Source organism: Actinoplanes xinjiangensis, assembly GCF_003148685.1.
Classification (GTDB): domain Bacteria; phylum Actinomycetota; class Actinomycetes; order Mycobacteriales; family Micromonosporaceae; genus Actinoplanes; species Actinoplanes xinjiangensis.
The window spans coordinates 302,291-325,444 of sequence record NZ_QGGR01000003.1; the positions used below are offsets into that span (position 1 = coordinate 302,291).

A 23,154-nucleotide genomic window follows, 5' to 3' on the forward strand; every position below is an offset into this window, starting at 1 on the left:
GGGATCGCGGGCGACGCAGTCGCCACACACAGGTCGGGATCGCAGGCGACGCAGTCGCCACACACAGGTCGGGATCGCAGGCGACGCAGTCGCCACATACAGGGCAAGATTGGTCGGGTGACGTCACCATCCGCACCGGTCGCCACGACCGGGTATCCGTGGCCCATCGAAACCACGCAGCTCGCGAACGGTCTGCGCGTCGTCGTCAGTGAGGACCGCACGGCGCCCGTCGTCTGCGTCAACCTCTGGTACGACGTCGGCTCCCGGCACGAGCCGCCAGGCCAGACCGGGTTCGCGCATCTCTTCGAGCATCTGATGTTCGAGGGTTCGCAGCACGTGAAGAAGACCGAGCACATGAAGCTGGTCCAGGGCAACGGCGGCTCCCTGAACGCGACCACCAACCCGGACCGGACGAACTACTTCGAGACGATGCCGTCCGAGCATCTGGAGCTGGCGCTCTGGCTGGAGGCGGACCGGATGGGCGGTCTGGTCCCGGCGCTCACCCAGGAGACGCTGGACAACCAGCGCGAGGTGGTCAAGAACGAGCGGCGCCAGCGGTACGAGAACGTGCCCTACGGTGACGCGTGGCTGCGCCTGCTGCCGCTGCTGTACCCGGAGGGGCACCCGTACCACCACTCCACGATCGGGTCGATGGAGGACCTGAACGGGGCCGCCCTGGACACCTTCAAGGCCTTCCACCAGCAGTACTACGCGCCGAACAACGCGGTCCTGACGGTCGTCGGCGACGCGGCGGCGGCCGAGGTGTTCGCGCTGGCCGAGAAGTACTTCGGCGCGATCGCCACGGTTCCGGACATCCCGGCGGCGCCGGACGGCACCCTGCCGGGCCCGGCGGAGCAGGCGGTACGCGAGACGGTCACCGCGAAGGTGCCGGCCCCGCGGATCTACCTGTCGCACCGCACGTACCCGTTCGGCACGGCCGGGTACGACGCGGTCACGGTGCTGGCGACGGTGCTCGGCAACGGCCGGGGCAGCCGGCTCTACCAGCGGCTCGCCGACGGCGCCCGGATCGCCCAGCCGGACTACATCGGGGCGTACGGGGTGGATCTGGCGCACGCGCCCGCCCCGCTGATCATCACGGCCACCGCGAAGGACGGCGTCGACCTGGAGACGCTGGAGGCGGGCCTGGCCGAGGTGGTGCAGAGCCTGATCGACGAGCCGGTGGGCGAGGACGAGCTGAACCGGGCGAAGGCGCTGCTGACCACCTCGTGGTGGCGGGGTGTGTCGACGGTGTACGGCCGGGCCGACCTGCTGGGGCGGTACACGACCCAGTTCGGTGACCCGGCGACCGCCGCCGACCGGCTGCCGAAGTGGCTGGCGGTCACGGCCGAGGACGTCACCGAGGCGGCCCGGCACGTGCTGCGTCCCGAGTCCCGCGTCACCCTCACCTACGTTCCCGGGGAGCCGTCATGAGCCTCGTCACCACCCGACCGGGCGCCGGCTCGGCCCGGCCGTACGCCTTCCCGGCGATCCGGCGGGTCACCGCCCACGGCGGCACGGTCATCGCCGCCCACATGCCGGGCCAGATCCTGGCCAGCGCGCTGCTGCTGCTGGACGCGGGCGCGGCCCGGGAGACCGACGGCCGCGAGGGTACGGCCACCGTGCTCGCCAAGTCGCTGGAGGAGGGCACCCGTAGGCGTGACTCGGCGGCGTACGCGCTGGCGCTGGAGAGTCTCGGCGCGGAGCTGTCCCCCGGGGTCGACTGGGACACCTTCCGGGTCGGCGTGTCGGCGCCGGGACCGCTGCTGGCCGACGCCGTGCGCCTGGCCGCGGAGGCCGCGCGTACGCCGAAGCTGGACCCGGAGGACGTGGCCCGGGTCCGCGACGACGAGGTGACCGCCCTGCGGATGGACTGGGCGCAGCCGGGTCCACGGGCCGACGCCGCGCTGCGGGCCGACCTGTTCGGCGCCGACGGGCGGTACGGCCGGCCACTGCACGGCGATCCCACCTCGGTGGCCGCGGTGACCGTCGACGACGTGCTCGCCTTCCACGAGGCCTGGCTGCGGCGGCCGGGGGTGCTGCTGGTCGCCGGCGATCTGGACGCGCTGGACCTGGCGGCGCTGGCCGAAGCCGCGTTCGAGGGCACCTCCGGCGACCCGCTGGAGCAGACCGGGCCGCTGGGGGTGGTGCTGCCGGCACGACGGCGCACGATCCTGGTGGACCGGCCGGACTCGGTGCAGTCGACGCTGCGGCTGGGGCACCGGGCGCCGGAGCGGGCCACCCCCGACTACGTGCCGATGACGCTGGCGGCGACGGTGCTGGGCGGCGCGTTCACGTCCCGGCTCAATCACCTGATCCGCGAGGTGAAGGGGTACACGTACGGGATCCGTGGGTCGTACGCGATGACCCGCCGCTGGGGCCGTTTCGAGGTGGCGGCCGGGGTGCAGACCGCGGTGACCGCCCCGGCGATCCGTGACACCCTCGGCGAGATCGCGCGCACCCAGGCGGAGGGCATCACCGAGGACGAGCTGGAGGTGGCCCGTTCCTGGCGGGCCGGCCAGCTGTCGGTGGAGATGCAGACGCCGGGTGCCATCGCCGGTGCGCTGAGCACCCTGGTCGTGCACGGTCTGCCGGACGACTACTACGCGACGCTGCGCCGGGAGTATCTGGAGGCGACCGTCGAGCAGGTGTCGAAGGCGGCGGCCGAGCATCTGTCGGTGGACGCCCTGACCTTGGTGGTGGAGGGCGACGGCGCGGCGATCCGGGCGGAGCTCGCCGAGTTCGGCGAGGTCGTCGACTCGACGATCTGACGACGGACGGGGTGTGCGATCACACGGTCGCGCACCCTGTCGTGCGCCTAGCTGTCATGGTTCAGCTAGGCGTACGCTGTCACCCATGACGCGCATCGGATACAGCCTTCCGAAGGATCTCCTGCGACGCATGGCCGCCCGGGCGGAGGCCGAGGGCCGGGCCGAGGGGCGGCTGATCGGCATGATCGGCGCGCTGTTCCATGTCCTCAAGGCACGCGGTGTCGAGATCTCCGGGGAGACCCGTGACACCATCCGGGGCTGCAAAGACCCTGCTCAGGTCTATCGCTGGGTCAGACGGGCGGCGACCGCGAACCGGGTGGAGGATCTGGGCGGCCCACTCGCCCGCCGACCACCGTCGATGATGTGACGTGAGCCGCGTTGCCCCTTCATGGTGGCAGCCTGCGGATACCGTCGCCGCCATGACGATCACCGACGCGCCACCTGCGGCACGCCCGGTCGGGCGCCGACGCATCGTGTGGACCGTTCTGTTCTGGTTGTCGCTGGTCCCGGCGGCGATCTGGCTCGTTGCGCGTACGTTCGGCTGGGACGCCGGCTTCTGGGTCCAGTTGCTGGCCTTCACGCCGTACGTCGCGATATGGACCCTGATTCCCGCCCTCGGTGCCCTGATCACCCGCCGGTGGGCCGCCGCCGCGGTGGCGGTCCTGATCGCCGCCGGTTTCGCGACGGCGACCGTGCCGCGGGTCCTGGCCGACGGTGACAAGGGTCCGTCGACCGGCGTCGAGCTGCGGGTGATGACGTCGAACATGCTGTTCGGCGGCGCCGACGCCGGCGAGATCGTCGCGCTGGTGCGCGACAACCGGATCGACGTGCTGGCCGTGCAGGAGTTCACCGAGCGCGGGCAGCAGGCGCTGAAGGCGGCCGGGCTGGAGCAGCTGCTGCCCTTCAACCAGCTGGCGCCGGAGTGGGGTGCGAGCGGCTCCGGCCTCTACTCGCGTTACGACTTCGCCGAGCAGGCGTCGCGCCGCAACGACGGCGGCTTCCAGCAGGCGCACGCGGTGGTGCAGGTGCCGGGCGCCGGGACGGTCTATGTCGAGTCGGTGCACCCGCTCGCCCCGGCGAGCCGGGACATGGTCCCCGGCTGGGCCGCCGACCTGGGCGACCTGGTGCCGGCCGCCGGGGGGCTGCCGAAGATCCTGATGGGCGACTTCAACGCGACGCTGGACCACCGGCCGCTGCGCGACCTGATCGACACCGGCTACCGGGATGTCGCGGACGCCGTCGGGAAGGGCTGGATCGGCACGTGGGGTCCCTACGACGGCGACCCGATCCCGCCGGTCACCATCGACCACGTGTTGGCCGACGACCGGATCGGGGTGAAAGATGTCCAGGTGCACAGTGTGAAGGACTCCGATCATCGCGCGGTGATCGCCTGGCTGGTCGTCCCGGCCGCATGACCGACATCGCGATCCGGTTGATCAGCCCCGTCGACGCCGCGGAGATGGCGGCCCTGCTGCGCGCCAACCGGGAGCACCTGGCCCCGTGGGATCCGCTGCGCGAGGAGAGCTACTACACCACCGAGGGCCAGTGGCAGATCATCTCCGACGCGCTGCGGGCAGGTAACGCCCTGCCGCACGCGATCGTCGAGGGCGGCCGGATCATCGGCCGGGTCAACCTGTCGAACGTGGTGCACGGTGCCTTCCAGTCGGCGAACCTGGGTTACTGGGTGGACGCGTCCGCCGCGGGGCGCGGCGTCGCGAGCACCGCTGTCGCGGCGGTGGTCGAGGCGGCGTTCCTCACCTACGGTCTGCATCGGGTCGAGGCGGGCACGATGCTCCATAACGTACGGTCGCAGCGCGTCCTCGAACGCAACGGCTTCGTCCGCTTCGGGATGGCGCCCCGGTATCTGAAGATCGCCGGTGACTGGCAGGACCACTACCTGTTCCAGCTGCTCTCGGAAAACTGGCTGGCCGCCCGCGAGGGGGCTGTCTAGCATCGTCGGCATGATGCTCAGCTCGAACACGACGACGCCGGGAAGACCCGGCGCCGAGTCGATGCCGAGCTAGAAGCGACGACGCAGCCCCGGGCGACATGCCCGGGGCTTTGTCGTCCGGGGTCCCCGAAACGAGGGAGACCCACGATGTCCATCGATCACCGCAGGCTCGGCCGGGAGCTGAACCTGTTCGACTCCGACCCGCTGATCGGCGCGGGACTGCCGTTCTGGCTGCCGGCCGGCGCGGCCGCGCGCCACGAGGTGGAGTCCTACCTGTACGACCTGGAGCGGCGCGCCGGATACCGCCACGTGTATTCGCCGGCTCTGGGCAAACGCCGGATGTACGAGCTGTCCGGCCACTGGCACAACTTCGCCGACGACATGTTCCCGCCGATGCGCGTCGGTGAGGACGAACTGGTGCTGCGGCCCAGCCTGTGCCCGCATCACGCGCTGATCTTCCGGTCCCGCGGCCGGTCGTACCGTGATCTGCCGTTGCGGATCGCCGAGCTGGGGCCGATGTACCGGGCCGAGCGGTCCGGCGTGGTCGGCGGCCTGTCCCGGGTACGGTCGATGCTGCTCAACGACGCGCACATCTTCTGTGCCGAGGAGCAGGCGGGCGCCGAGGTGGCCGGGGTGCTGGCGCTGATGCGGCAGGCACACGCCGCGCTCGGCATGGGCCCGGTCTCCTACCGGCTGTCACTGCGCGGACCGGGAAAGCGGTACGGCGGGGACGACGGCTCGTGGGCACGTGCCGAGGAACTGCTGCGCGGGGCGCTGGCCGACGCCGGCGTCGAGTACGTCGCGGTGCCCGGTGAGGCCGCGTTCTACGGCCCGAAGATCGACATTCAGGTCGCCGATCCGTCCGGCCGCGAGTGGACCCTCGCGACCGTGCAGATCGACTACCACCAGCCGGAACGGTTCGAGCTGGAGTACGCCGACCGCAGCGGCGGACGGGACCGGCCGGTGATGGTGCACCGCAGCCTGGCCGGCTCGATGGAGCGACTGTTCGGGCACCTGATCGAGGTGCACGAGGGCGCGTTCCCGGTCTGGTACGCACCGGTCCAGCTCGCGGTCCTGCCGGTCGGCGCGGACCAGGATGCGGCGGCTCGCGGGTTCGCCGCGTCGGCCGCCGGTCTTCGGGTGGAGGTGATCCACGACGGCTCGGTCGGTGCCCGCATCCGGGACCACCACAGGGTTCCGTACCTCGCGGTCATCGGTGCCCGCGAGGCCGCATCCGGCGAGGTGGCCCTCCGGCTGCGGGACGGCAGCCGGCTGGACCCGATGCCCGGGGCGGCGGCGATCGAACTGATCGAGGCCGCCGCCCGGGACGAGCGTCAGGCCGGAGCGGAGGTACGGGCCAGACCGTAGGTGAGAGCGTCGACGAGAGCCGTCCAGCTGGCCTCGACGATGTTCTCGTGCACACCGACGGTGGTCCACTCGCGGTTGTGGTCGCTGGTCTCCAGGAGCACCCGGGTGACCGCGTTGGTGCCGTGGCTGCCCTCCAGGATCCGCACCTTGTAGTCGGTCAGCTCGAACGACTTGAGGTGCGGGTAGTGGCCGGTCAGCGCGGTACGCAGCGCCTCGTCGAGGGCGTTGACCGGGCCGTTGCCCTCGGCCGTGGCGATCACCCGTTCGCCGCGGACCCGCACCTTCACGGTCGCCTCGGAGATGACCGTGCCGTCCTCCCGGTGCTCGACCAGCACCCGGTACGACTCCAGGGTGAACGGGCGGGCCACGTCGGCGCCGGGCAGCTCACTGCGTACCAGCAGCTCGAACGAGGCGTCCGCGGCCTCGAACGACCAGCCGGTCGCCTCCAGGTCCTTGACCTTGCGGGTGACCTTCGTCAGGGTGTCCGGGTGGCCGGCCAGGTCCAGTCCGAGCTCACGGCTCTTGAGCTCGATGCTGGCCCGGCCGGCCATCTCCGTCACCAGGATCCGCATGTCGTTGCCCACAACCGCGGGGTCGATGTGGTTGTAGAGCAGCGGATCCACCTTGATCGCGCTCGCGTGCAGCCCCGCCTTGTGAGCGAACGCCGCGGCCCCGACATAGGCCTGGTGGGTGTCGGGGGCGATGTTGGCGATCTCGGCGAGCGCGGTGGAGACCCGCGTCGCCTTCTCGAGGCATCCGTCCGGTAGGACCTTCAGCCCGAGCTTGAGTTGCAGGTTGCTGACGACGGCGAACAGGTCGGCGTTGCCGGGTCGCTCGCCGTACCCGTTGGCCGTGCACTGGAAGTGCCTGACGCCCGCCTCGACGGCGGCGACCGTGTTCGCGACCGCACAGGCGGTGTCGTTCTGGCAGTGGATGCCGAGCTGGTCCGCGCGGACCCCGGTCCTCTCCACCAGCGAGGCGATCGCCTTGGTGATCATCGACGGAAGCATGCCGCCGTTGGTGTCACACATGACCACCCGCTCGGCGCCCGCCTCGAACGCGGCCTTCACCACCGACGCGGTGTACTCCGGGTCGTAGCGGAACCCGTCGAAGAAGTGCTCACAGTCGACGAACGCACGCCGCCCGTTCGCCACCAGGTGCCGCACCGTGTCGCGGACCATGGCCAGGTTCTCGTCGCCGGTGGTGCGCAGCGCCCGCTCCACGTGCCGGATGTCGGATTTCGCGACCACGCAGACCACCGGGGTGCCGGCGTCGAGCAGCGCCTTGACCTGGGCGTCCCGGGTCACGTCGACACCCGCCTTGCGGGTCGAACCGAACGCGACCAGGACCGCGTGTTTCAGGTCCAGCTCGGTCTTCGCCCGTTCGAAGAACTCGGTGTCCTTGGGCATGGCGCCCGGCCAGCCGCCCTCGATGAACCCCACACCGAACTCGTCCAGCAGGCGCGCGACCGCGAGTTTGTCGGCGACCGTGTAGCTGATTCCCTCGCGTTGCCCGCCGTCGCGCAGCGTCGTGTCGAACACCTGGTAGTCCATCGGGGAAAGTCCTTTCGATCGGTCATCCACGAGCCACAACAAAAAGACCCCCCGCGGATGCGGGAGGTCTGCGCGTCGACGAGGAGTCAGTCGGCGCGCTAGGTGCGAATAATCAGCACGGAGTGGGTCATGTCCCGAAGCATGCCACGCGCCGCCACGGGATGAGACGGAAATCCACTTGATGAGACGGCGAGAGTGACGAAATCGACGGGTGGAGCAGTCGCCGTCGCCGGTTAGGTTGGGACCGTGGTCGCCGAATCGTATTCACGCAATCTGCCGTTCTCGAAGGCGTACAACTTCCGGGACGTCGGCGGTTACGCCGGCCTCGACGGGCGCCGCGTCCGCTGGCGGCGGCTGTTCCGCGCCGACTCCCTGCACCGGATGCACGAGGCCGACGGCGAGGCGTTCGCCGCCCTCGGCATCCGCACGGTGATCGACCTGCGCCGCGAGTTCGAGGTGCAGAAGTTCGGCCGGGTCGCCGAGGAGCACGGCGTCGACTACCGCAACCTGGTGATCCGGCACGTCGACTGGGAGGAGGTCGAGCACTCCGCGGACACGGTCCACGAGCGCTGGCTGGCCGACCGCTATCTCAACTTCGCCGAGGACGGCCGCGAGGGCATCGCCGGCTCACTAAAGGTCATCGCCGACCCGGCGGCCGGCCCGGTCGTGGTGCACTGCATGGCCGGCAAGGACCGGACCGGCACGGTGTGCGCGCTGACGCTGTCCCTGCTCGGCGTGTCCGACGAGGACATCGCCGCCGACTACGCCCTGACCACCGAGGCGATGCGCCCGCTCACCGAATACCTGCTGCGCGCCAGCCCTGAGGCGGTCAAGGGCAACGAGCACATGTTCGACTCCCCCGCCGAGGCGATGCACTTGTTCCTCGACGACCTCCGCGCCCTGCACGGCTCGGTCGAGGCCTACGCCAAGGACATCGGCCTCACCGACGACGACCTGCAATCGCTGCGGTCCCATCTCCTCACCGACATCTAGCGGATGACGACCGGCCGCTGAGTGGTCAGGGACGGATACGCCCCGGCGGACGCGCTGGGATCTGGACGGACCTCGGCGGTCGCGGTGTAGTGCGGGACGGGTGGGTGCGTTTGTCGGCGCTCCCACCCGTACCGAAAAAGTGCGGTGACCCTGTGGAAAGGGTGACCGGACCGGTCAGAGGACCCGGTGGACCCAGCCGAAGGGGTCTTCGGCCCGGCCGCGCTGGATGTCGACGAGTTCCTTGCGGATGGCCATGGTGACCTCGCCGGAGCCGCCGTCGGCGACGGCGAAGTCGCCGTCGGCGACGGCGAAGTCGCCGTCCTCGCTCTTGATCGTGCCGATCGGGGTGATCACCGCGGCGGTGCCGCAGGCGAACGCCTCGCGGACCCGGCCGGAAGCCGCGCCCTCACGCCACTCCTGGAGGCTGATCGGGCGCTCCTCGACCTTGCGGCCGGCCAGCTCGGCGAGTTTGATCACCGAGTCGCGGGTGATGCCGGGCAAGATCGTGCCGGTCAGCGGCGGGGTGATCAGGCTGCCGTCGTCGAGGACGAGGAAGACGTTCATGCCGCCGAGCTCGTCGATGTACTTACGTTCCACCGCGTCGAGGTAGACGACCTGGTCGCAGCCGTGTTCGGAGGCCTCGGCCTGGGCGGAGAGGCCGGCCGCGTAGTTGCCGCCGCACTTGGCCGCGCCGGTGCCGCCGGGGGCCGCGCGGGTGAAGTCGGGCGTCACCCAGATGCTGACCGGCTTGACGCCGCCGGAGAAGTACGGGCCGACCGGCGAGGCGATGACCAGGTAGAGGTACTCGGTGGCGGGACGGACGCCGAGGAACACCTCGCTCGCGTAGGCGAACGGGCGCAGGTAGAGGCTGCCCTCCGGGTCCTCGGGAATCCAGTTCCGGTCGATCTTGATGATCTCGTGGAGGGACTGGAGGAACGTCTCGACCGGCAGAGCCGGCATCGCCATCCGGGCCGCGGACTGGTTGAACCGGTTCGCGTTCGCATCGGGGCGGAACATCGCGACACCACCGTCGGGTGTCGTGTACGCCTTCAGACCCTCGAAGATCTCCTGCGCATAGTGCAGGACGGCGCTCGCCGGGTCCATCGGGATCGGCGCGCGAGCCTCGACACGCGGCTCATACCAGCCTTTACCGTCGGCGTAGCGCACCGTGACCATGTGGTCGGTGAAGATGCGGCCGAAACCGGGATTGGCCAGCAGGGCGGCGCGGTCCGCGTCGCTGACGGGTGCCGGGTTCGGACGGATCTCGAAATCGAGGTGGTCACCACCGCTCATAACAGGTGGACCTGCTTTCTTACGCAGAAGTTGGGAAGCATGCATGAGGGCACCCGCAGTGCCCCATGAATTTACCCCGAACGGTCGTTAAAAAATAATGACCGTGGGTGACGAGCCCCGCAGGGCTGAGTGACGGGCCGCGCTCAGACGGCGGCGGCGACGCGGTCGCCGACTTCGGCGGTACGCAGCGGCGCGCCCGGAGTCCGGGACGCGACCTCGACCGCGACCGCCTCGGTTACTCGCCGGGCCTCGTCGAGCTTGCCCAGGTGCTCCAGCAGCAGGGCCGCGGACAGGATCGCGGCCGCCGGGTCGGCGATGCCCTTGCCGGCGATGTCCGGCGCGGAGCCGTGCACCGGCTCGAACGTCGACGGGTAGATGCGCTCCGGGTTGACGGAGCCGCTGGCCGCCATGCCGATGCCGCCGGTCACGGCCGCGGCGATGTCGGTGAGGATGTCACCGAAGAGGTTGTCGGTCACCACCACGTCGAACCGCTGCGGGTTGCTGACCATGAACATGCTGGCCGCGTCGATGTGCTGGTATTCCGTGGTGACCTCGGGGTGCTCCGAGGCGACGGCGGCGAACGCCCGCGACCACAGGTTGCCGGCGTGGGTCAGCACGTTCGTCTTGTGCACGAGGGTGACATGGCGGCGGTCGCGGCGCTGCGCGCGGGCGAACGCGTCGCGGATGACCCGCTCCACGCCGTGCCGGGTGTTCAGGCTCTCCTCGGTCGCGATCTCAGCGGGGGTGTTCTTGTGCAGAACGCCGCCGGCGCCGACGTAGAGACCCTCGGTGCCCTCCCGGACCACGACCATGTCGATCTCGCCGGGCTTCACACCGGCCAGCGGACTGGTGGTGCCGGGCCACAGCTTGGACGGGCGCAGGTTCACATACTGGTCGAAGTCGAAACGGAGCTTCAGCAGCAGGCCGCGCTCCAGCACACCCGGCGGGACGCTCGGGTCGCCGATGGCGCCCAGCAGGATCGCGTCGTGACCGGCCAGCTCGTCCTGGACCGCCTGCGGCAGGACCTCGCCGGTGCGGTGGTAGAGGCGGGCGCCCAGGTCATAGTCGTTGTAGTCGACTCCGGGGAGGACAGCGTCGATGACCTTGCGAGCCTGAGCGGTCACCTCGGTACCGATGCCGTCGCCGCCGACAACCGCGATCCGCGCCACGCTCACGTCAAATCCCCCAATGATTCTGGAAGTCCCCCAATGATTCTGATGAACCCTGGCCAGGCTACCCGCCCGTCCCGGTCATCGGTACGGCAGTCCCATCAAGTGAACGGCGGACGAGCCGGAATGCGAACAGCCCCCGGACCGCGGCAAACGGTCACGGGGGCTGTAGCGACGAGAAGTCCCGCCGGGATACGCACCACTCGTCTCGGAGGCGGGCACCATCACCCGAAGACAGGCCCGTACGAGACGTGCGGCTTGGGGCACAACGCTAGCGAGACGGACTTATGACGCGCAAGCCACCCCGCCGCGCGTGTCGCACCATCGGTCTCCGGAAAGCGGGACCGGGTCACCCGTGGGGACGGATCCGCACGAACCGCGCCGCCACGAGCGGCATCGCCGTATCCGCGTGTCGGGCGGCCGGTTCGCGACGCCGGGCACCGGTGATGGCACCATGCGCCGGTGAGTTTCGACCTTGTGGTGTGGGCCATGGACCGGACGGCGGACCAGGACGCGGTCCGGGCCGCGAACGCGCGCTGCTTCAGCGGTGATCATCCACAGCGCGCCGCCGACCCTCGCGTGGTCGCCTTCTATGACGCCGTGACCAGCTATTACCCCGATCGTGGGCCGCGGGCCGCGCAGTCCGGTTCGCCGTGGGCCAGTGCTCCGTTGCACGCCGAGGCCGACCACATCCACATGAGACTCGACGAGAACTGCGCCGACGTGGTGCTCGAGATGATCGAGAAGTACGCCGCGCAGTTCCACCTCGACCTGCTCGACCTTCAGGACGGCTCGGTCTACCGGGCCTTCTAGCGGAAACTCAGTCGGCTCGCAGGTCGACCACGGCCGCGCGGGAGGCTCCGATCACCGCGGCGACCCCGGTCAGCAGTTCCGGTGAGACCGTGGAGTCGACGGTCAGCGCCATCAGGGCCTCGCCGCCGGCCGCGCGCCGGGCCACCTGCATCGCGGCGATGTTGATCTCCGCTTCGCCGAAGGCCATCCCGAGCGCGCCGACCACACCCGGCCGGTCGGTGTAGGTGAAGAACACCAGCACCCCGTCCGGCGGCAGGTCCAGGTCGAAGCCGTCCACCTCGACGAGCTTGGCGGTGACGCCGAGGGTTCCGGCGACGGTCACCCCACGGCCGTCCGGCAGCGCGCCGTGGACCCGGAGCAGGTCCTCCGGCTCGTCGACGGCCGACATCTGCACCGTGACCCCGCGTTCGGCGGCCAGGCGGGTGGCGTTCACGTACGTCACCGGTTCGCTCACCACCGGAGCGAACAATCCCTTCAGGACGGCCAGTTCCAGGACCGAGACGTCGTGGCCGGCGGCGGCGCCGTGCACCTCGACGGTCACCCGCTCGGGGAGGTGCCCGGCGACGGCGGTGAGCACCCGGCCCAGTTTCTCGGCCAGCGGCAGCAACGGGCGTACGTCCTCGTCGACCGGCCCACCGGCCCGCACGTTCACCGCGTCCGGCACGAACTCGCCGCGCAGCGCCAGCCGGACACTGCGCGCCACGGCCAGGCCGGCCTTGTCCTGCGCCTCCACCGTCGACGCGCCCAGATGCGGGGTGACCACCACGTTGTCCAGGGCGAACAGCGGTGAGGAGGTGAGCGGTTCGGTCTCGAAGACGTCCAGCCCGGCACCGGCGACACGTCCGTCGGCCAGCGCCTCGGCGAGCGCGCGCTCGTCGACCAGGCCACCGCGGGCGGCGTTGACGATCCGCACCCCCGGTTTGACCAGGTTCAGTTCCTTCTCGCCGATCAACCCCACGGTCTCGGGGGTACGGGGAAGGTGCACCGAGACGAAGTCACTCTCCCGCAGCAGCTCGTCCAGCCCGACGAGGTGCACACCGAGCTGGGCCGCACGGGCCGGCTGGACGTACGGGTCGTACGCGATCAGCCGTACCCCGAAAGCCGCCATGCGCTGGGCGAACAGGACGCCGATCCGCCCGAGGCCGACCACCCCGACGGTTTTGCCCTGCACTTCGACCCCGGTGTACGCGGAGCGCCGCCAGGCGCCCGCCTTGAGCGCGGCACTCGCCGCCGCGGTGTGCCGGGCCACCGCGAGCAGCAGCGCCACCGCCTGTTCGGCGGCCGAGACGATGTTGCTGGTGGGCGCGTTGACGACGAGCACGCCGCGGGCGGTGGCGGCCGGGACGTCGACGTTGTCGAGGCCGACTCCGGCGCGGGCGACGACCTTGAGCCGGCCCGCCGTGTCGAGTGCCTCCGCGTCGATCGCCGTGGCACTGCGGATGATCACCGCATGCGCATCGGGCAGCGCTCCGAGGAGCGCCGCCCGATGTGTGCCGTCGATCTGTCTGACCTCGAAGTCCTCGGCCAGCACGTCGAGTGCGGCCGCTGCCAGTTCCTCGGTGACGAGCACTACTGGACTCATGGACTTCGATATTAGGGCCCGGTGGGCCGGAAACGGGTCAGGCGGTTTCGGTGATCGGCCGGTCCACCCAGCTCATCATGCCGCGCAGCTTCTTGCCGGTGATCTCGATCGGGTGCTCGGCGCCCTGCTCACGGTACTTCTTGAGCTCGGCGCCGCCGTTCTCGTCGTCGGCGATCAGACGGCGGGTGAACTCGCCGGACTGGATGTCGGCGAGGATCGCCTGCATCTCCTTCTTGGTCTCCGCGTTGATCACGCGGGGGCCCGAGACGTAGTCACCGAACTCGGCGGTGTCCGAGACGCTGTAACGCATCCGGGAGATGCCGCCCTCGTACATGAGGTCGACGATCAGCTTGAGCTCGTGGAGGCACTCGAAGTAGGCGATCTCCGGGGCGTAGCCGGCCTCGGTGAGCACCTCGAAACCGGTCTGGACCAGCGCCGCGGTGCCGCCGCAGAGGACGGCCTGCTCACCGAAGAGGTCGGTCTCGGTCTCCTCCTTGAAGGTGGTCTTGATGACGCCCGCGCGGGTGCCACCGATCGCCTTCGCGTAGGAGAGGGCCAGCGCCTGGCCGTCGCCGGCCGGGTCCTGCTCGACCGCGATCAGGGCGGGCACGCCCTTGCCGTCCACGTACTGACGGCGGACCAGGTGACCCGGGCCCTTCGGGGCGACCATCGCGACGGTGACGTCGGCCGGCGGCTTGATCAGTTCGAAGCGGATGTTCAGGCCGTGGCCGAAGAAGAGCGCCTTGCCGGCGGTCAGGTTCGGGGCGATCGACTCGGCGTAGATCTTGCGCTGCGCGGTGTCCGGCGCCAGCACCATGATCACGTCGGCCCAGGCGGAGGCCTCGGCCGGGGTCTTCACGGTCAGGCCCTGCTCCTCGGCCTTCGGGCGGCTCTTCGAGCCCTCCTGGAGGCCCACCACGACCTCGACGCCCGAGTCACGCAGCGACAGCGAGTGCGCGTGGCCCTGGCTGCCGTAGCCGATGACGGCGACCTTCTTGCCCTGGATGATCGACAGGTCGGCGTCGCCGTCGTAGAACACTTCCGCGGTCATGACTTCCTTCTTCTCTCGTTTTACTAACTCAGGCGGCGCTTGAGGACTCAGGCGGCGCGCAGCGCGGGGCCCGTGGTGATGGAGCGGGAACCGCGGCCGATGGCCACGAGGCCCGACTGGACCATCTCCTTGATGCCGTACGGCTCGAGGTCGCGCAGCAACGCATCCAGTTTGTCGGGATTACCGGTGGCCTCGATCGTCAGGGTGTCCGGAGCCACGTCGATCACCCGCGCCCGGAACAGCTCGACGGTCTCGAGCACCTGGCTGCGCTGCGCCCGATCGGCACGCACCTTGACCAGCAGGAGCTCGCGCTGGACCGACTGGGCCGGGTCCAGCTCCACGATCTTCAGGACGTTGACCAGCTTGTTGAGCTGCTTGGTGACCTGTTCCAGCGGGTTCGAGTCCGCGTTGACCACGATCGTGATGCGGCTGACGTCCGGGTTCTCCGTCTCGCCGACCGCCAGGGAGTCGATGTTGAAGCTGCGCCGGGAGAACAGCCCGCTCACCCGGGCGAGCACGCCGGGCTTGTTCTCGACCAGCACGCTCAGCGTGTGTTTGTTGGTCACAGGTCGTCCTCTTCGAAGGCGGGGCGCACGTCCCGGGCGAACATGATCTCGTCGTTGCTGGTGCCGGCCGCGACCATCGGCCACACCATGGCGTCCTTGCCGACCGTGAAGTCGATGACCACCGGGGCGTCGTTGATCTCCATGGCCTGCTTGATGACCTTGTCGACGTCGTCCTTCGACTCGCAGCGCAGGCCGATGCAGCCGAGCGCCTCGGCGAGCTTCACGAAGTCCGGGATGCGGTGCTTGTGCGTGCCCAGCTCGGTGTTGGAGTAGCGGCCGTCGTAGAACAGGGTCTGCCACTGCCGGACCATGCCCAGGTTGCCGTTGTTGATCACGGCCACCTTGATCGGGATGCCCTCCAGGGCGCAGGTGGCCAGCTCCTGGTTGGTCATCTGGAAGCAGCCGTCGCCGTCGATCGCCCACACCGTGGTGCCCGGCTGCGCGACCTTGGCGCCCATCGCGGCCGGAACCGCATAGCCCATGGTCCCGGCACCGCCCGAGTTGAGCCAGGTGCCCGGCTTCTCGTACCGGATGAACTGCGACGCCCACATCTGGTGCTGACCGACGCCGGCGCAGTAGATCGCGTCCGGGCCGACGATCTCGCCGATCCGCTCGATCACGTACTGCGGGGCCAGCGTGCCGTCGGTCGGCTCGTCGTAGCCCAGCGGGTAACGCTCGCGGATGTCGTTCAGCGTCGCCCACCAGGCGGCGTAGTGCTCGGTGCCGCCCGCGGAGCCGGAGACCGCCGCGATCAGCTCGTCGATCACGTGCCGGGCGTCGCCGACGATCGGGACGTCCGCGTGCCGGTTCTTGCCGATCTCGGCCGGGTCGATGTCGGCGTGCACGATCTTGGCGTCCGGTGCGAACGAGTCGAGCTTGCCGGTGACCCGGTCGTCGAATCGGGCGCCCAGGGTGATCAGCAGGTCGGCCTTCTGGAGGGCGTAGACCGCCGGGACGGTGCCGTGCATGCCGGGCATGCCCAGGTGCTGCGGGTGCGAGTCGGGGAACGCGCCGAGCGCCATCAGGGTGGTGACCACCGGGATGCCGGTCAGCTCGGCCAGTTTGCGCAGCCCGTCGGTGGCACCGGCCTTGTGGACGCCGCCGCCCACATACAGCACCGGGCGCTTGGCCGCGGCGATCAGCCGGGCCGCCTCACGGATCTGCTTGCCGTGCGGGTGCAGGGTCGGGCGGTAACCCGGCAGGTCCAGGGCCGGCGGCCAGAAGAACGTGGTCTGGTCCTGCTGGACATCCTTGGGGACGTCGACCAGAACCGGGCCGGGCCGGCCGGTGGCCGCCAGGTGGAACGCCTCGGCCAGGATCCGGGGCAGTTCCTCGGCGGTCTGGACCAGGAAGTTGTGCTTCGTGATCGGCAGCGTGATGCCCTGGATGTCCGCCTCCTGGAAGGCGTCGGTCCCGATCGCCGCACGGGTCACCTGACCGGTGATCGCCACGATCGGCACCGAGTCCATGTACGCGTCGGCGATCGCGGTCACCAGGTTCGTCGCGCCCGGCCCACTGGTCGCGATGCAGACCCCGACCCTGCCGGTGGCCTGCGCGTAACCCGTCGCCGCGTGCCCCGCGCCCTGCTCGTGGCGCACCAGGATGTGCCGCACCTTCGAGTCGAACAGCGGGTCGTACGCCGGCAGGATCGTCCCGCCCGGAATGCCGAAGACGACCTCGACCCCGAGCGCCTCGAGCGACCGGACGAGCGCGCCCGCACCGGTGGTGGCTACCGGGGCCACGGTGGCGGGAGCAGTGTTCACGGCCGCCGCGACGGTGGCCGGAGTGGCTCGATGTGCGAGGGATTCAGGAGTGGGTCTAGTCATGGCAAGTCAGACCTTTTCGGTAAGCGGTCCCGTTACTTGAGCAACAAAAAAGGCCCTCGTGCGTATGCACGGGACCTAGCGCACCCACTTCATCGAAAGCTCGATGAGAGAGTGCGCTCAGATAAGTACTCGGGACGCGAAGCACATGCGCCTAACCTTGCCCGATCTCACGGCCTGAGTCAACTGATCCCACATTTTGATCACTCGTCGCCGTCGCGAAATCCGGATCGCTCGGCAACAACGCTCTGACCTGCCGCATTCCCGGCCCGAGCTGCACCACCTGACTACGGGCCGGCGCGTCGTTCTGCGGCGGTGACGACCGCGGCGCGGGGGCCGGGCGCGTGGCCGACGACCGCAGCGACAGCAGCCGGGACTCGAAGTGCTCGGCCGGCACACCCCAGCCGAACAGCGAACCCTGGCCCAGCCGGCAGCCGGCCTCCTCGACGATCTCCCGCTGCGCCGGGGTGCCGATCCCCTCGGCCAGCACCTCCAGGCCCAGCCGATGCCCGAGCCGGACCACCACGTCGACCAGCGGCGCCGCCGTCCCGGTCCGCGACTCCGGCTCGGCCACCAGGGCGTGATCGATCTTCAGGATGTCCACCGGAAGGGTCCGCAGCTGGGTCAGCGACGAATACCCGGCGCCGAAGTCGTCCAGCGCGATCCGCACCCCGGTCTCCCGCAACTCGGCGAGCCGGCGGACCAGCTCCTCCATGTCGGTGGCGACGGCGTGCTCGGTCACCTCCAGCACCAGGCGCTGCGGGGGTACGCCGTACTCGGCCAGCACGTCGGCGACCTGGGCGGCGTAGTCGGAGTTGTGCAGCTCCTTCGGCGACAGGTTCACCGACAGCCAGACGTCGTGGCCCTTCGCCCGCCACTCGGCGAGCTGCTTGCAGGCCTGCTCCAGCACCCAGGCGCCGATCCGGTTGATCAGCCCGGACTCCTCGGCCACCGGGATGAACTCGACCGGGCCGACCCGGCCCAGCTCCGGATGGGTCCACCGCAGCAGCGCCTCGGCGCCGACCGGGCGCATCGACGGCAGCGCCACCACCGGCTGGAACACCAGATGCAGCTGGTCACGGTCGATGGCGTGGCGCAGTTCCCCGGTCAGCGTGCCGCGGCGGCGCAGCAGCTCGTCGTACCCCTGCTGGTATCGCTCCACCCGGTTCTTGCCGCGCTGTTTGGCGTAGCGCAGCGCCAGGTCCGCGTCGTGCAGCAGCTCGCCGGTGGCGGCCACGCCCAGGCTCGCGGAGAGGAAGATTGAGCCGCCGTCGACCTCGTACGGCTCGCCCAGCACCGCGAGCAGCCGGTGCGCCGCGAGCACCGCCTCGTCCGCGTCGCCGTGCATCAGGACGGCGAACTCGTCGCCGCCGAGCCGGGCCGCCACGTCCCCGGCCAGCAGGTTGCGCCGCAGCCGGGCGCCGACCTCGGCCAGCACCCGGTCGCCGACGTCGTGCCCGCGCAGGTCGTTGACCGTCTTGAACCCGTCCATGTCGATGCCGATGAGCGCGCCCTGCTCCGCCACCGAGCGCAGTGCCCGTTGCAGGCCGCGCCGGTTGGCCAGCCCGGTCAGCGGATCGGTGTGCGCCAGCTCCCGGAAGTGCGCCTCGCTCTGCCGCAGCCGCAGGGTGTACCGGCGGACGTCGTCGAGCGCCAGGTACTGCCGGGAGACCAGGGCCAGGCCCTCGACGGTGCAGCCGAGAAAGCCGAGCAGGTCCATCGTGCCGCCGCGGGCCAGGTGATACCCGAGAGCGCCGACCATCGCGACCATCGGGGCGACCGCGTACGCCCCGCCGCGCTCCAGCACGTCCCCGGACACCTCGACCGGCCGGTCGGCGGCCCGCACCGCCCACGCCACGTACGCCAGCCCGGCCGTCAGCAGCAGGCCGCTGACCAGCGTGTACCCGTCGTGTTCCCGGCAGATCCCGATGGCCAGCACGTTCGCCGCGGCGGCCACCACGGTGACCCCGGCCGCCACCCGGACGGTGTGCCGTCGCGGCCGGTGCGCGTGCAGCGCCAGCACCGCGGTCAGGCCCAGCCCGAGCACCAGGAGGACGGCCGGCAGCAGGATGGCGAGGCACCGGTTCGGCGTCGCGTCGCCCAGGATCCGGGTCGGCCGGCTGATCAGCACCCACCCGACGAACCAGATGGCCGCCGCGATCACCAGCCCGTCCAGCACGTGCCGGATCGCCGCGGCCGGGCTGCGTGCCGAACCGGGGAGCACCACCGTCCCGGCCAGCAGGGCGAGCGTGCCCAGGCCCATGCCGACGGCGACCGCGGTGGCCAGCGTGCGACTGTGCCCCGGAGTGGTGTGATGGGTACCCAGGAGCGCCGTGACCAGGCCGGCCAGGGCGGCCGCGGTCGCCACCGCGCCGCCGGCCGCCAGGAGGAGATGGGCACGCCGGGCGGCCCCGGTGTGCCGGCGGCCGGACCGGCCGAGATAGGCGACCGCCGGGACGGCGGCGAGCAGGCCCGCGAGGCCCGCCAGCTCCATACCGGACGGTGAGTGCACGGACACACTGTGCCGGATCTTCTCGGATTTCGACACCCCCGGCGTCCCGCGCTGTGGACGTCCGGCACGGTCCACGGCCCCGTCGGTGGCACTATGGGTGGCATGCCTGAGCTGCGCTCCCGGACCTCGACCCACGGTCGCACCATGGCCGGCGCGCGCGCCCTGTGGCGCGCCACCGGCATGACCGACGACGATTTCGGCAAGCCGATCGTCGCCATCGCCAACAGCTATACCCAGTTCGTACCCGGGCATGTGCACCTCAAGGACATGGGCGGCCTGGTCGCCGAGTCGATCTTCGAGGCCGGCGGCATCGGCCGTGAGTTCAACACGATCGCGGTCGACGACGGCATCGCGATGGGCCACGGCGGCATGCTCTACTCGCTGCCCAGCCGCGAGCTGATCGCCGACGCCGTGGAATACATGGTCAACGCCCACTGCGCGGACGCGCTGGTCTGCATCTCGAACTGCGACAAGATCACCCCCGGCATGCTGCTCGCCGCGCTGCGGCTCAACATCCCGACGGTCTTCGTCTCCGGCGGCCCGATGGAGGCCGGCAAGACGATCGCCATCGAGGGCGTCGTCCACGAGAAGCTGGACCTGGTCGACGCGATGAGCGCCGCCGCCAACGACAAGGTCACCGACGCCCAGCTCGACACCATCGAGCGGTCCGCCTGCCCGACCTGCGGCTCCTGCTCCGGCATGTTCACCGCCAACTCGATGAACTGCCTGACCGAGGCGATCGGCCTGTCACTGCCCGGCAACGGCTCGACGCTCGCCACGCACGCCTCCCGCAAGGCGCTGTTCACCGAGGCGGGCCGGCTGATCGTCGAGATCGCCAAGGACTACTACGAGAACAACGACGAGTCGGTCCTGCCCCGCGCGATCGCCAGCCGCGACGCCTTCGAGAACGCGGTCGCCCTGGACGTGGCGATGGGCGGCTCGACCAACACGATCCTGCACCTGCTGGCCGCGGCCCGTGAGGCCGAGCTCGACTTCAGCGTCTCCGACATCGACGCGATCTCCCGCCGGGTGCCCTGCCTGTCGAAGGTCGCCCCGAACAGCCCGAAATACCACATGGAGGACGTGCACCGGGCCGGCGGCATCCCCGCCCTGCTCGGCGAGCTGTACCGCGGCGGCGTGCTCAAGACCGGCGTCCGCGCGGTCCACGCACCGTCGCTGTCCACCTGGCTCGACAAGTGGGACATCCGCGGCGACTCCCCGTCCGAGCAGGCGCTGGAGCTGTTCCACGCCGCACCCGGCGGGGTCCGCACCACCCAGCCGTTCAGCACGCAGAACCGCTGGGCGAGCCTCGACACCGACGCCGAAGGCGGCTGCATCCGGTCGGTCGAGCACGCCTACACCGTCGACGGCGGCCTGGCCATCCTCTTCGGCAACCTCGCCCCCGACGGCTGCGTCGTCAAGACCGCCGGCGTCGACGAGTCGATCTGGAAATTCACCGGCCCGGCCCGCGTCTACGAGTCACAGGACGACGCGGTCACCGGCATCCTCGGCAAAGAGGTCGTCGAGGGCGACGTCGTGATCATCCGCTACGAGGGCCCGCGCGGCGGCCCCGGCATGCAGGAGATGCTCTACCCCACCTCGTTCCTCAAGGGCCGGGGCCTCGGCAAGGCCTGCGCGCTGATCACCGACGGCCGCTTCTCCGGCGGCACCTCCGGCCTCTCCATCGGCCACGTCTCCCCCGAGGCGGCCGGCGGCGGGCTCATCGCCCTCGTCGAGACCGGCGACGAGATCACCATCGACATCCCCGGCCGCAGCATCACCCTCAACGTCCACGACGACGTCCTGGCCCAGCGCCGGCACGAGCAGGAGCGGCGGCCCAAGCCGTACACGCCGGTCTCCCGCCAGCGCCCGGTGTCGGCGGCGCTGCGCGCCTACGCCTCGATGGCCACCGCCGCCAGCGACGGCGCATACCGGCGCGTTCCCGAATAGAAACCACGCGACGGGGCCGGGAGACAGACGTCCTCCCGGCCTCGGCCTTTCCTCCCGTACGGCCCTTTCTCCTGTACGGCCCTTTCCCTTGTACGGCCCACCACTCCCGCCGACTACCCCGTCCCGGACCACACCGCGACGCGGGCGGCACTCCCGGCCGTAACGCGCCCGCCGGGCTGATCCGGTGGTCACCGGCTGGTTCCCACCGCTGTCTCCAGACCGCTGAGACAGCGGTGCAAACCAGCCCGGCACTCGCGGCTGGTCACCACCGCTGTCTCCAGGCGGCTGAAACAGCGGTGACAACCAGCCCGGCACTCGCGGCTGGTCACCACCGCTGTCTCGGGGTGGTTGAGACAGCGGTGGGAACCAGCCGGGCACTTGTGGCTGGTCGTCACCGCTGTCTCGGGGCGGCTGAGACAGCGGTGAGGACCAGCCGGGCACTTGTGGCTGGTTCCCACCGCTGTCTCCGGGCGGCTGAGACAGCGGTGAGGACCAGCCGGGGGTGGAGGGCGCGCGGGTCGGGGGCGCGGGGCTGGAGGGGGTCAGTTCCAGGTGGGGAGGGGGCCGCCCGGCGACTTGCGTTCGAGGTAGCGGAGCACCTCGCGACAGTCGAGGTTCGGGGAGCTGTAGGTGTTGCCCTTCAGCGCTTCCAGCAGAGGTTGGTCACCGGCCAGCTGGTCGTTCTCGTTATGGCAGGTCAGGCGGCTGTCCACGGCGGACTGCGGGATGCGCATCACATAGCGGGTGTCGGCGTGCAGGACCGTCAGCCACTCCTCGGTCTCCGCGATCGGGTAGCCGACGAAACGGCTCGACGGTCGTACCTCCAATCGGTTGACGCCGTCCTCGAGGTTCTGAGTGGAGGTCACCGCGGAGCCGTTGAGCAGGAACGCCTGGGCGGACACCCACGGGGCGTCGAGACTGTGCATGAACTGGAACGCCAGCGCCGCGGCACCCAGGTAGACGACCGACAGCCCCTGCCAGGAGGCGAGCGTCCGGTGGCGGCGGCTCAGGCGCTCGTCGGGAGACTCGGACCAGCGGCGGCGCAGACGCAGGACGACGAGTTCCACGCAGAGGGCGACCGCCACCACGGCCAAGCCGTTGAGCAGATATTTGTACGGTGAGGCCAGAGCGGTCACCGTGGCGACGATCAGGATCAGCGGCCACAGGGCGGGCTGGAGCCGGGCGCGGAACCGGATCGCGAACCACAGCGTTCCGAGAGCGATCGCGGGAAGCACGTAGTAGGCGTAGATGGTCACCGTTCCCAACGCGACCTGCACCGGGGTCGCGGCGAGAAGAGCCGTCGTCGTGGTCAGCGAATACCGGCCCACTCCGTAGATCTTGATCAGGAACAGCAGCAGGAGCAGCGCGGAACCGATCGCCAGCAGTTCCCGCGTGGTGATCTTCGACTCGGCCCGGTCGCCAGCCGATCCGGCGTCGGCCGCCGACACCGTCGCATCGCGGCCGGTCTGCGCGGGCAGCCCTGCCGCCGGCGGCTCAACCGTCGACTGTCGGGCCGTCAACTCCTCGGCGGGGGCGGCCGCCGCGGCACCGGGAGTATCCGCCGCGGCCGGATCGCCGTGCGCCTTGCGCGGGGTCGGCATCGGATTGCGGCGGGATTCGGCGGACGAGCGGTATGGGTGGATACGGGAACGCTTCCGGGGGTTCGCCATCGACGTCCAGCCTTTCGTGAGCCGGTCTCCCGCCGCCAGCGTAGGCATCGCCCACAATGGCCGGAACAGCAGGAGTCGCCGCCCCTCGCGGG

Annotated in this window: 18 protein-coding genes; 9 read left to right on the forward strand and 9 right to left on the reverse strand. The window is 70.4% G+C overall.

All coding sequences use genetic code 11. The annotated features are described in order from the left end of the window. Positions 1–117 precede the first annotated feature (117 nt). The 6 genes from BC793_RS08335 (at position 118) to thrS (ending at position 6,087) form a co-directional block, all read left to right on the forward strand. Complete coding sequence (locus BC793_RS08335) at positions 118–1,431, forward strand: M16 family metallopeptidase (RefSeq protein WP_109590935.1); 1,314 nt, start codon at positions 118–120, stop codon at positions 1,429–1,431. Next, positions 1,428–2,768, forward strand: a complete 1,341-nt coding sequence (locus tag BC793_RS08340; RefSeq protein ID WP_109590937.1) for a M16 family metallopeptidase — start codon at positions 1,428–1,430, stop codon at positions 2,766–2,768. Before BC793_RS08335 ends, BC793_RS08340 begins: the two co-directional genes overlap by 4 nt. Positions 2,769–2,853: 85 nt before the next feature. Further along, on the forward strand, positions 2,854–3,135 hold the full coding sequence (locus BC793_RS08345) for a hypothetical protein (RefSeq protein WP_146246203.1): 282 nt from the start codon (positions 2,854–2,856) through the stop codon (positions 3,133–3,135). Between the two features lie 52 nt (positions 3,136–3,187). Continuing rightward, complete coding sequence (locus tag BC793_RS08350) at positions 3,188–4,183, forward strand: endonuclease/exonuclease/phosphatase family protein (RefSeq protein ID WP_109590941.1); 996 nt, start codon at positions 3,188–3,190, stop codon at positions 4,181–4,183. Then, positions 4,180–4,719, forward strand: coding sequence for a GNAT family N-acetyltransferase (locus tag BC793_RS08355; protein WP_373871187.1), 540 nt, complete (start codon positions 4,180–4,182; stop codon positions 4,717–4,719). Before BC793_RS08350 ends, BC793_RS08355 begins: the two co-directional genes overlap by 4 nt. Positions 4,720–4,866: 147 nt before the next feature. Beyond that, positions 4,867–6,087: a threonine--tRNA ligase gene (gene thrS, locus BC793_RS08360; RefSeq protein ID WP_109590943.1), complete on the forward strand. Its 1,221-nt coding sequence runs from the start codon at positions 4,867–4,869 to the stop codon at positions 6,085–6,087. On the opposite strand, the gene cimA is transcribed toward thrS, so the two are convergent. Next, on the reverse strand, positions 6,054–7,640 hold the full coding sequence (cimA, locus tag BC793_RS08365) for a citramalate synthase (RefSeq protein WP_109590945.1): 1,587 nt from the start codon (positions 7,638–7,640) through the stop codon (positions 6,054–6,056). The two genes, thrS and cimA, sit on opposite strands and share 34 nt — an antisense overlap. 246 nt (positions 7,641–7,886) lie before the next feature. Here cimA and BC793_RS08370 point away from each other — a divergent pair, with 246 nt between their 5' ends. Beyond that, positions 7,887–8,633, forward strand: a complete 747-nt coding sequence (locus tag BC793_RS08370) for a tyrosine-protein phosphatase (protein ID WP_109590947.1) — start codon at positions 7,887–7,889, stop codon at positions 8,631–8,633. A gap of 174 nt (positions 8,634–8,807) precedes the next feature. On the opposite strand, the gene BC793_RS08375 is transcribed toward BC793_RS08370, so the two are convergent. Further along, positions 8,808–9,926, reverse strand: a complete 1,119-nt coding sequence (locus BC793_RS08375; protein WP_109590949.1) for a branched-chain amino acid aminotransferase — start codon at positions 9,924–9,926, stop codon at positions 8,808–8,810. Positions 9,927–10,069: 143 nt separating this feature from the next. Further along, entirely contained in the window at positions 10,070–11,095 is a 1,026-nt protein-coding gene (locus BC793_RS08380) for a 3-isopropylmalate dehydrogenase (protein WP_203896045.1), read from the reverse strand. Between the two features lie 462 nt (positions 11,096–11,557). On the opposite strand from BC793_RS08380, the gene BC793_RS08385 reads away from it, so the two are divergent. Continuing rightward, positions 11,558–11,908: a hypothetical protein gene (locus BC793_RS08385; protein WP_109590953.1), complete on the forward strand. Its 351-nt coding sequence runs from the start codon at positions 11,558–11,560 to the stop codon at positions 11,906–11,908. Between the two features lie 7 nt (positions 11,909–11,915). On the opposite strand, the gene serA is transcribed toward BC793_RS08385, so the two are convergent. From serA to BC793_RS08410, 5 genes are all read right to left on the reverse strand, one after another. Continuing rightward, positions 11,916–13,490, reverse strand: a complete 1,575-nt coding sequence (gene serA / locus BC793_RS08390) for a phosphoglycerate dehydrogenase (RefSeq protein ID WP_109590955.1) — start codon at positions 13,488–13,490, stop codon at positions 11,916–11,918. 37 nt (positions 13,491–13,527) lie between these two features. Then, positions 13,528–14,541, reverse strand: a complete 1,014-nt coding sequence (gene ilvC / locus BC793_RS08395) for a ketol-acid reductoisomerase (protein WP_109590957.1) — start codon at positions 14,539–14,541, stop codon at positions 13,528–13,530. A 47-nt stretch (positions 14,542–14,588) separates the two neighbouring features. Next, positions 14,589–15,107: an acetolactate synthase small subunit gene (gene ilvN, locus BC793_RS08400; protein ID WP_109590959.1), complete on the reverse strand. Its 519-nt coding sequence runs from the start codon at positions 15,105–15,107 to the stop codon at positions 14,589–14,591. Beyond that, positions 15,104–16,933 carry an acetolactate synthase large subunit gene (locus BC793_RS08405; protein ID WP_109590961.1) on the reverse strand — a complete coding sequence of 610 codons (1,830 nt, stop codon included), beginning with the start codon at positions 16,931–16,933 and terminating at the stop codon, positions 15,104–15,106. The genes ilvN and BC793_RS08405 overlap by 4 nt, the downstream gene beginning before the upstream one ends. A 151-nt stretch (positions 16,934–17,084) precedes the next feature. Continuing rightward, a complete protein-coding gene (locus BC793_RS08410) occupies positions 17,085–19,424 on the reverse strand; it encodes a putative bifunctional diguanylate cyclase/phosphodiesterase (RefSeq protein WP_109591470.1) in 2,340 nt (779 codons plus the stop codon). Between the two features lie 120 nt (positions 19,425–19,544). Here BC793_RS08410 and ilvD point away from each other — a divergent pair, with 120 nt between their 5' ends. Next, complete coding sequence (gene ilvD / locus BC793_RS08415; RefSeq protein WP_109590963.1) at positions 19,545–21,392, forward strand: dihydroxy-acid dehydratase; 1,848 nt, start codon at positions 19,545–19,547, stop codon at positions 21,390–21,392. Between the two features lie 542 nt (positions 21,393–21,934). Here the strand turns inward: ilvD and BC793_RS08420 are convergent. After that, the gene (locus BC793_RS08420) at positions 21,935–23,062 is read right to left on the reverse strand and encodes a hypothetical protein (protein ID WP_146246204.1); all 1,128 of its coding nucleotides are present in this window, start codon (positions 23,060–23,062) and stop codon (positions 21,935–21,937) included. Positions 23,063–23,154 lie beyond the last annotated feature (92 nt).

Bases quoted from the DNA above. Each gene is read 5' to 3' on its own strand.
- BC793_RS08345 (WP_146246203.1), top strand. From the start codon at position 2,854: ATGACGCGCATCGGATACAGCCTTCCGAAGGATCTCCTGCGACGCATG.
- BC793_RS08355 (WP_373871187.1), top strand. From the start codon at position 4,180: ATGACCGACATCGCGATCCGGTTGATCAGCCCCGTCGACGCCGCGGAG.
- cimA (WP_109590945.1), bottom strand. From the start codon at position 7,640: ATGGACTACCAGGTGTTCGACACGACGCTGCGCGACGGCGGGCAACGC.
- BC793_RS08340 (WP_109590937.1), top strand. From the start codon at position 1,428: ATGAGCCTCGTCACCACCCGACCGGGCGCCGGCTCGGCCCGGCCGTAC.
- BC793_RS08420 (WP_146246204.1), bottom strand. From the start codon at position 23,062: ATGGCGAACCCCCGGAAGCGTTCCCGTATCCACCCATACCGCTCGTCC.
- ilvD (WP_109590963.1), top strand. From the start codon at position 19,545: ATGCCTGAGCTGCGCTCCCGGACCTCGACCCACGGTCGCACCATGGCC.
- BC793_RS08375 (WP_109590949.1), bottom strand. From the start codon at position 9,926: ATGAGCGGTGGTGACCACCTCGATTTCGAGATCCGTCCGAACCCGGCA.
- BC793_RS08350 (WP_109590941.1), top strand. From the start codon at position 3,188: ATGACGATCACCGACGCGCCACCTGCGGCACGCCCGGTCGGGCGCCGA.
- serA (WP_109590955.1), bottom strand. From the start codon at position 13,490: ATGAGTCCAGTAGTGCTCGTCACCGAGGAACTGGCAGCGGCCGCACTC.
- ilvC (WP_109590957.1), bottom strand. From the start codon at position 14,541: ATGACCGCGGAAGTGTTCTACGACGGCGACGCCGACCTGTCGATCATC.
- thrS (WP_109590943.1), top strand. From the start codon at position 4,867: ATGTCCATCGATCACCGCAGGCTCGGCCGGGAGCTGAACCTGTTCGAC.
- BC793_RS08410 (WP_109591470.1), bottom strand. From the start codon at position 19,424: ATGGAGCTGGCGGGCCTCGCGGGCCTGCTCGCCGCCGTCCCGGCGGTC.
- BC793_RS08405 (WP_109590961.1), bottom strand. From the start codon at position 16,933: ATGACTAGACCCACTCCTGAATCCCTCGCACATCGAGCCACTCCGGCC.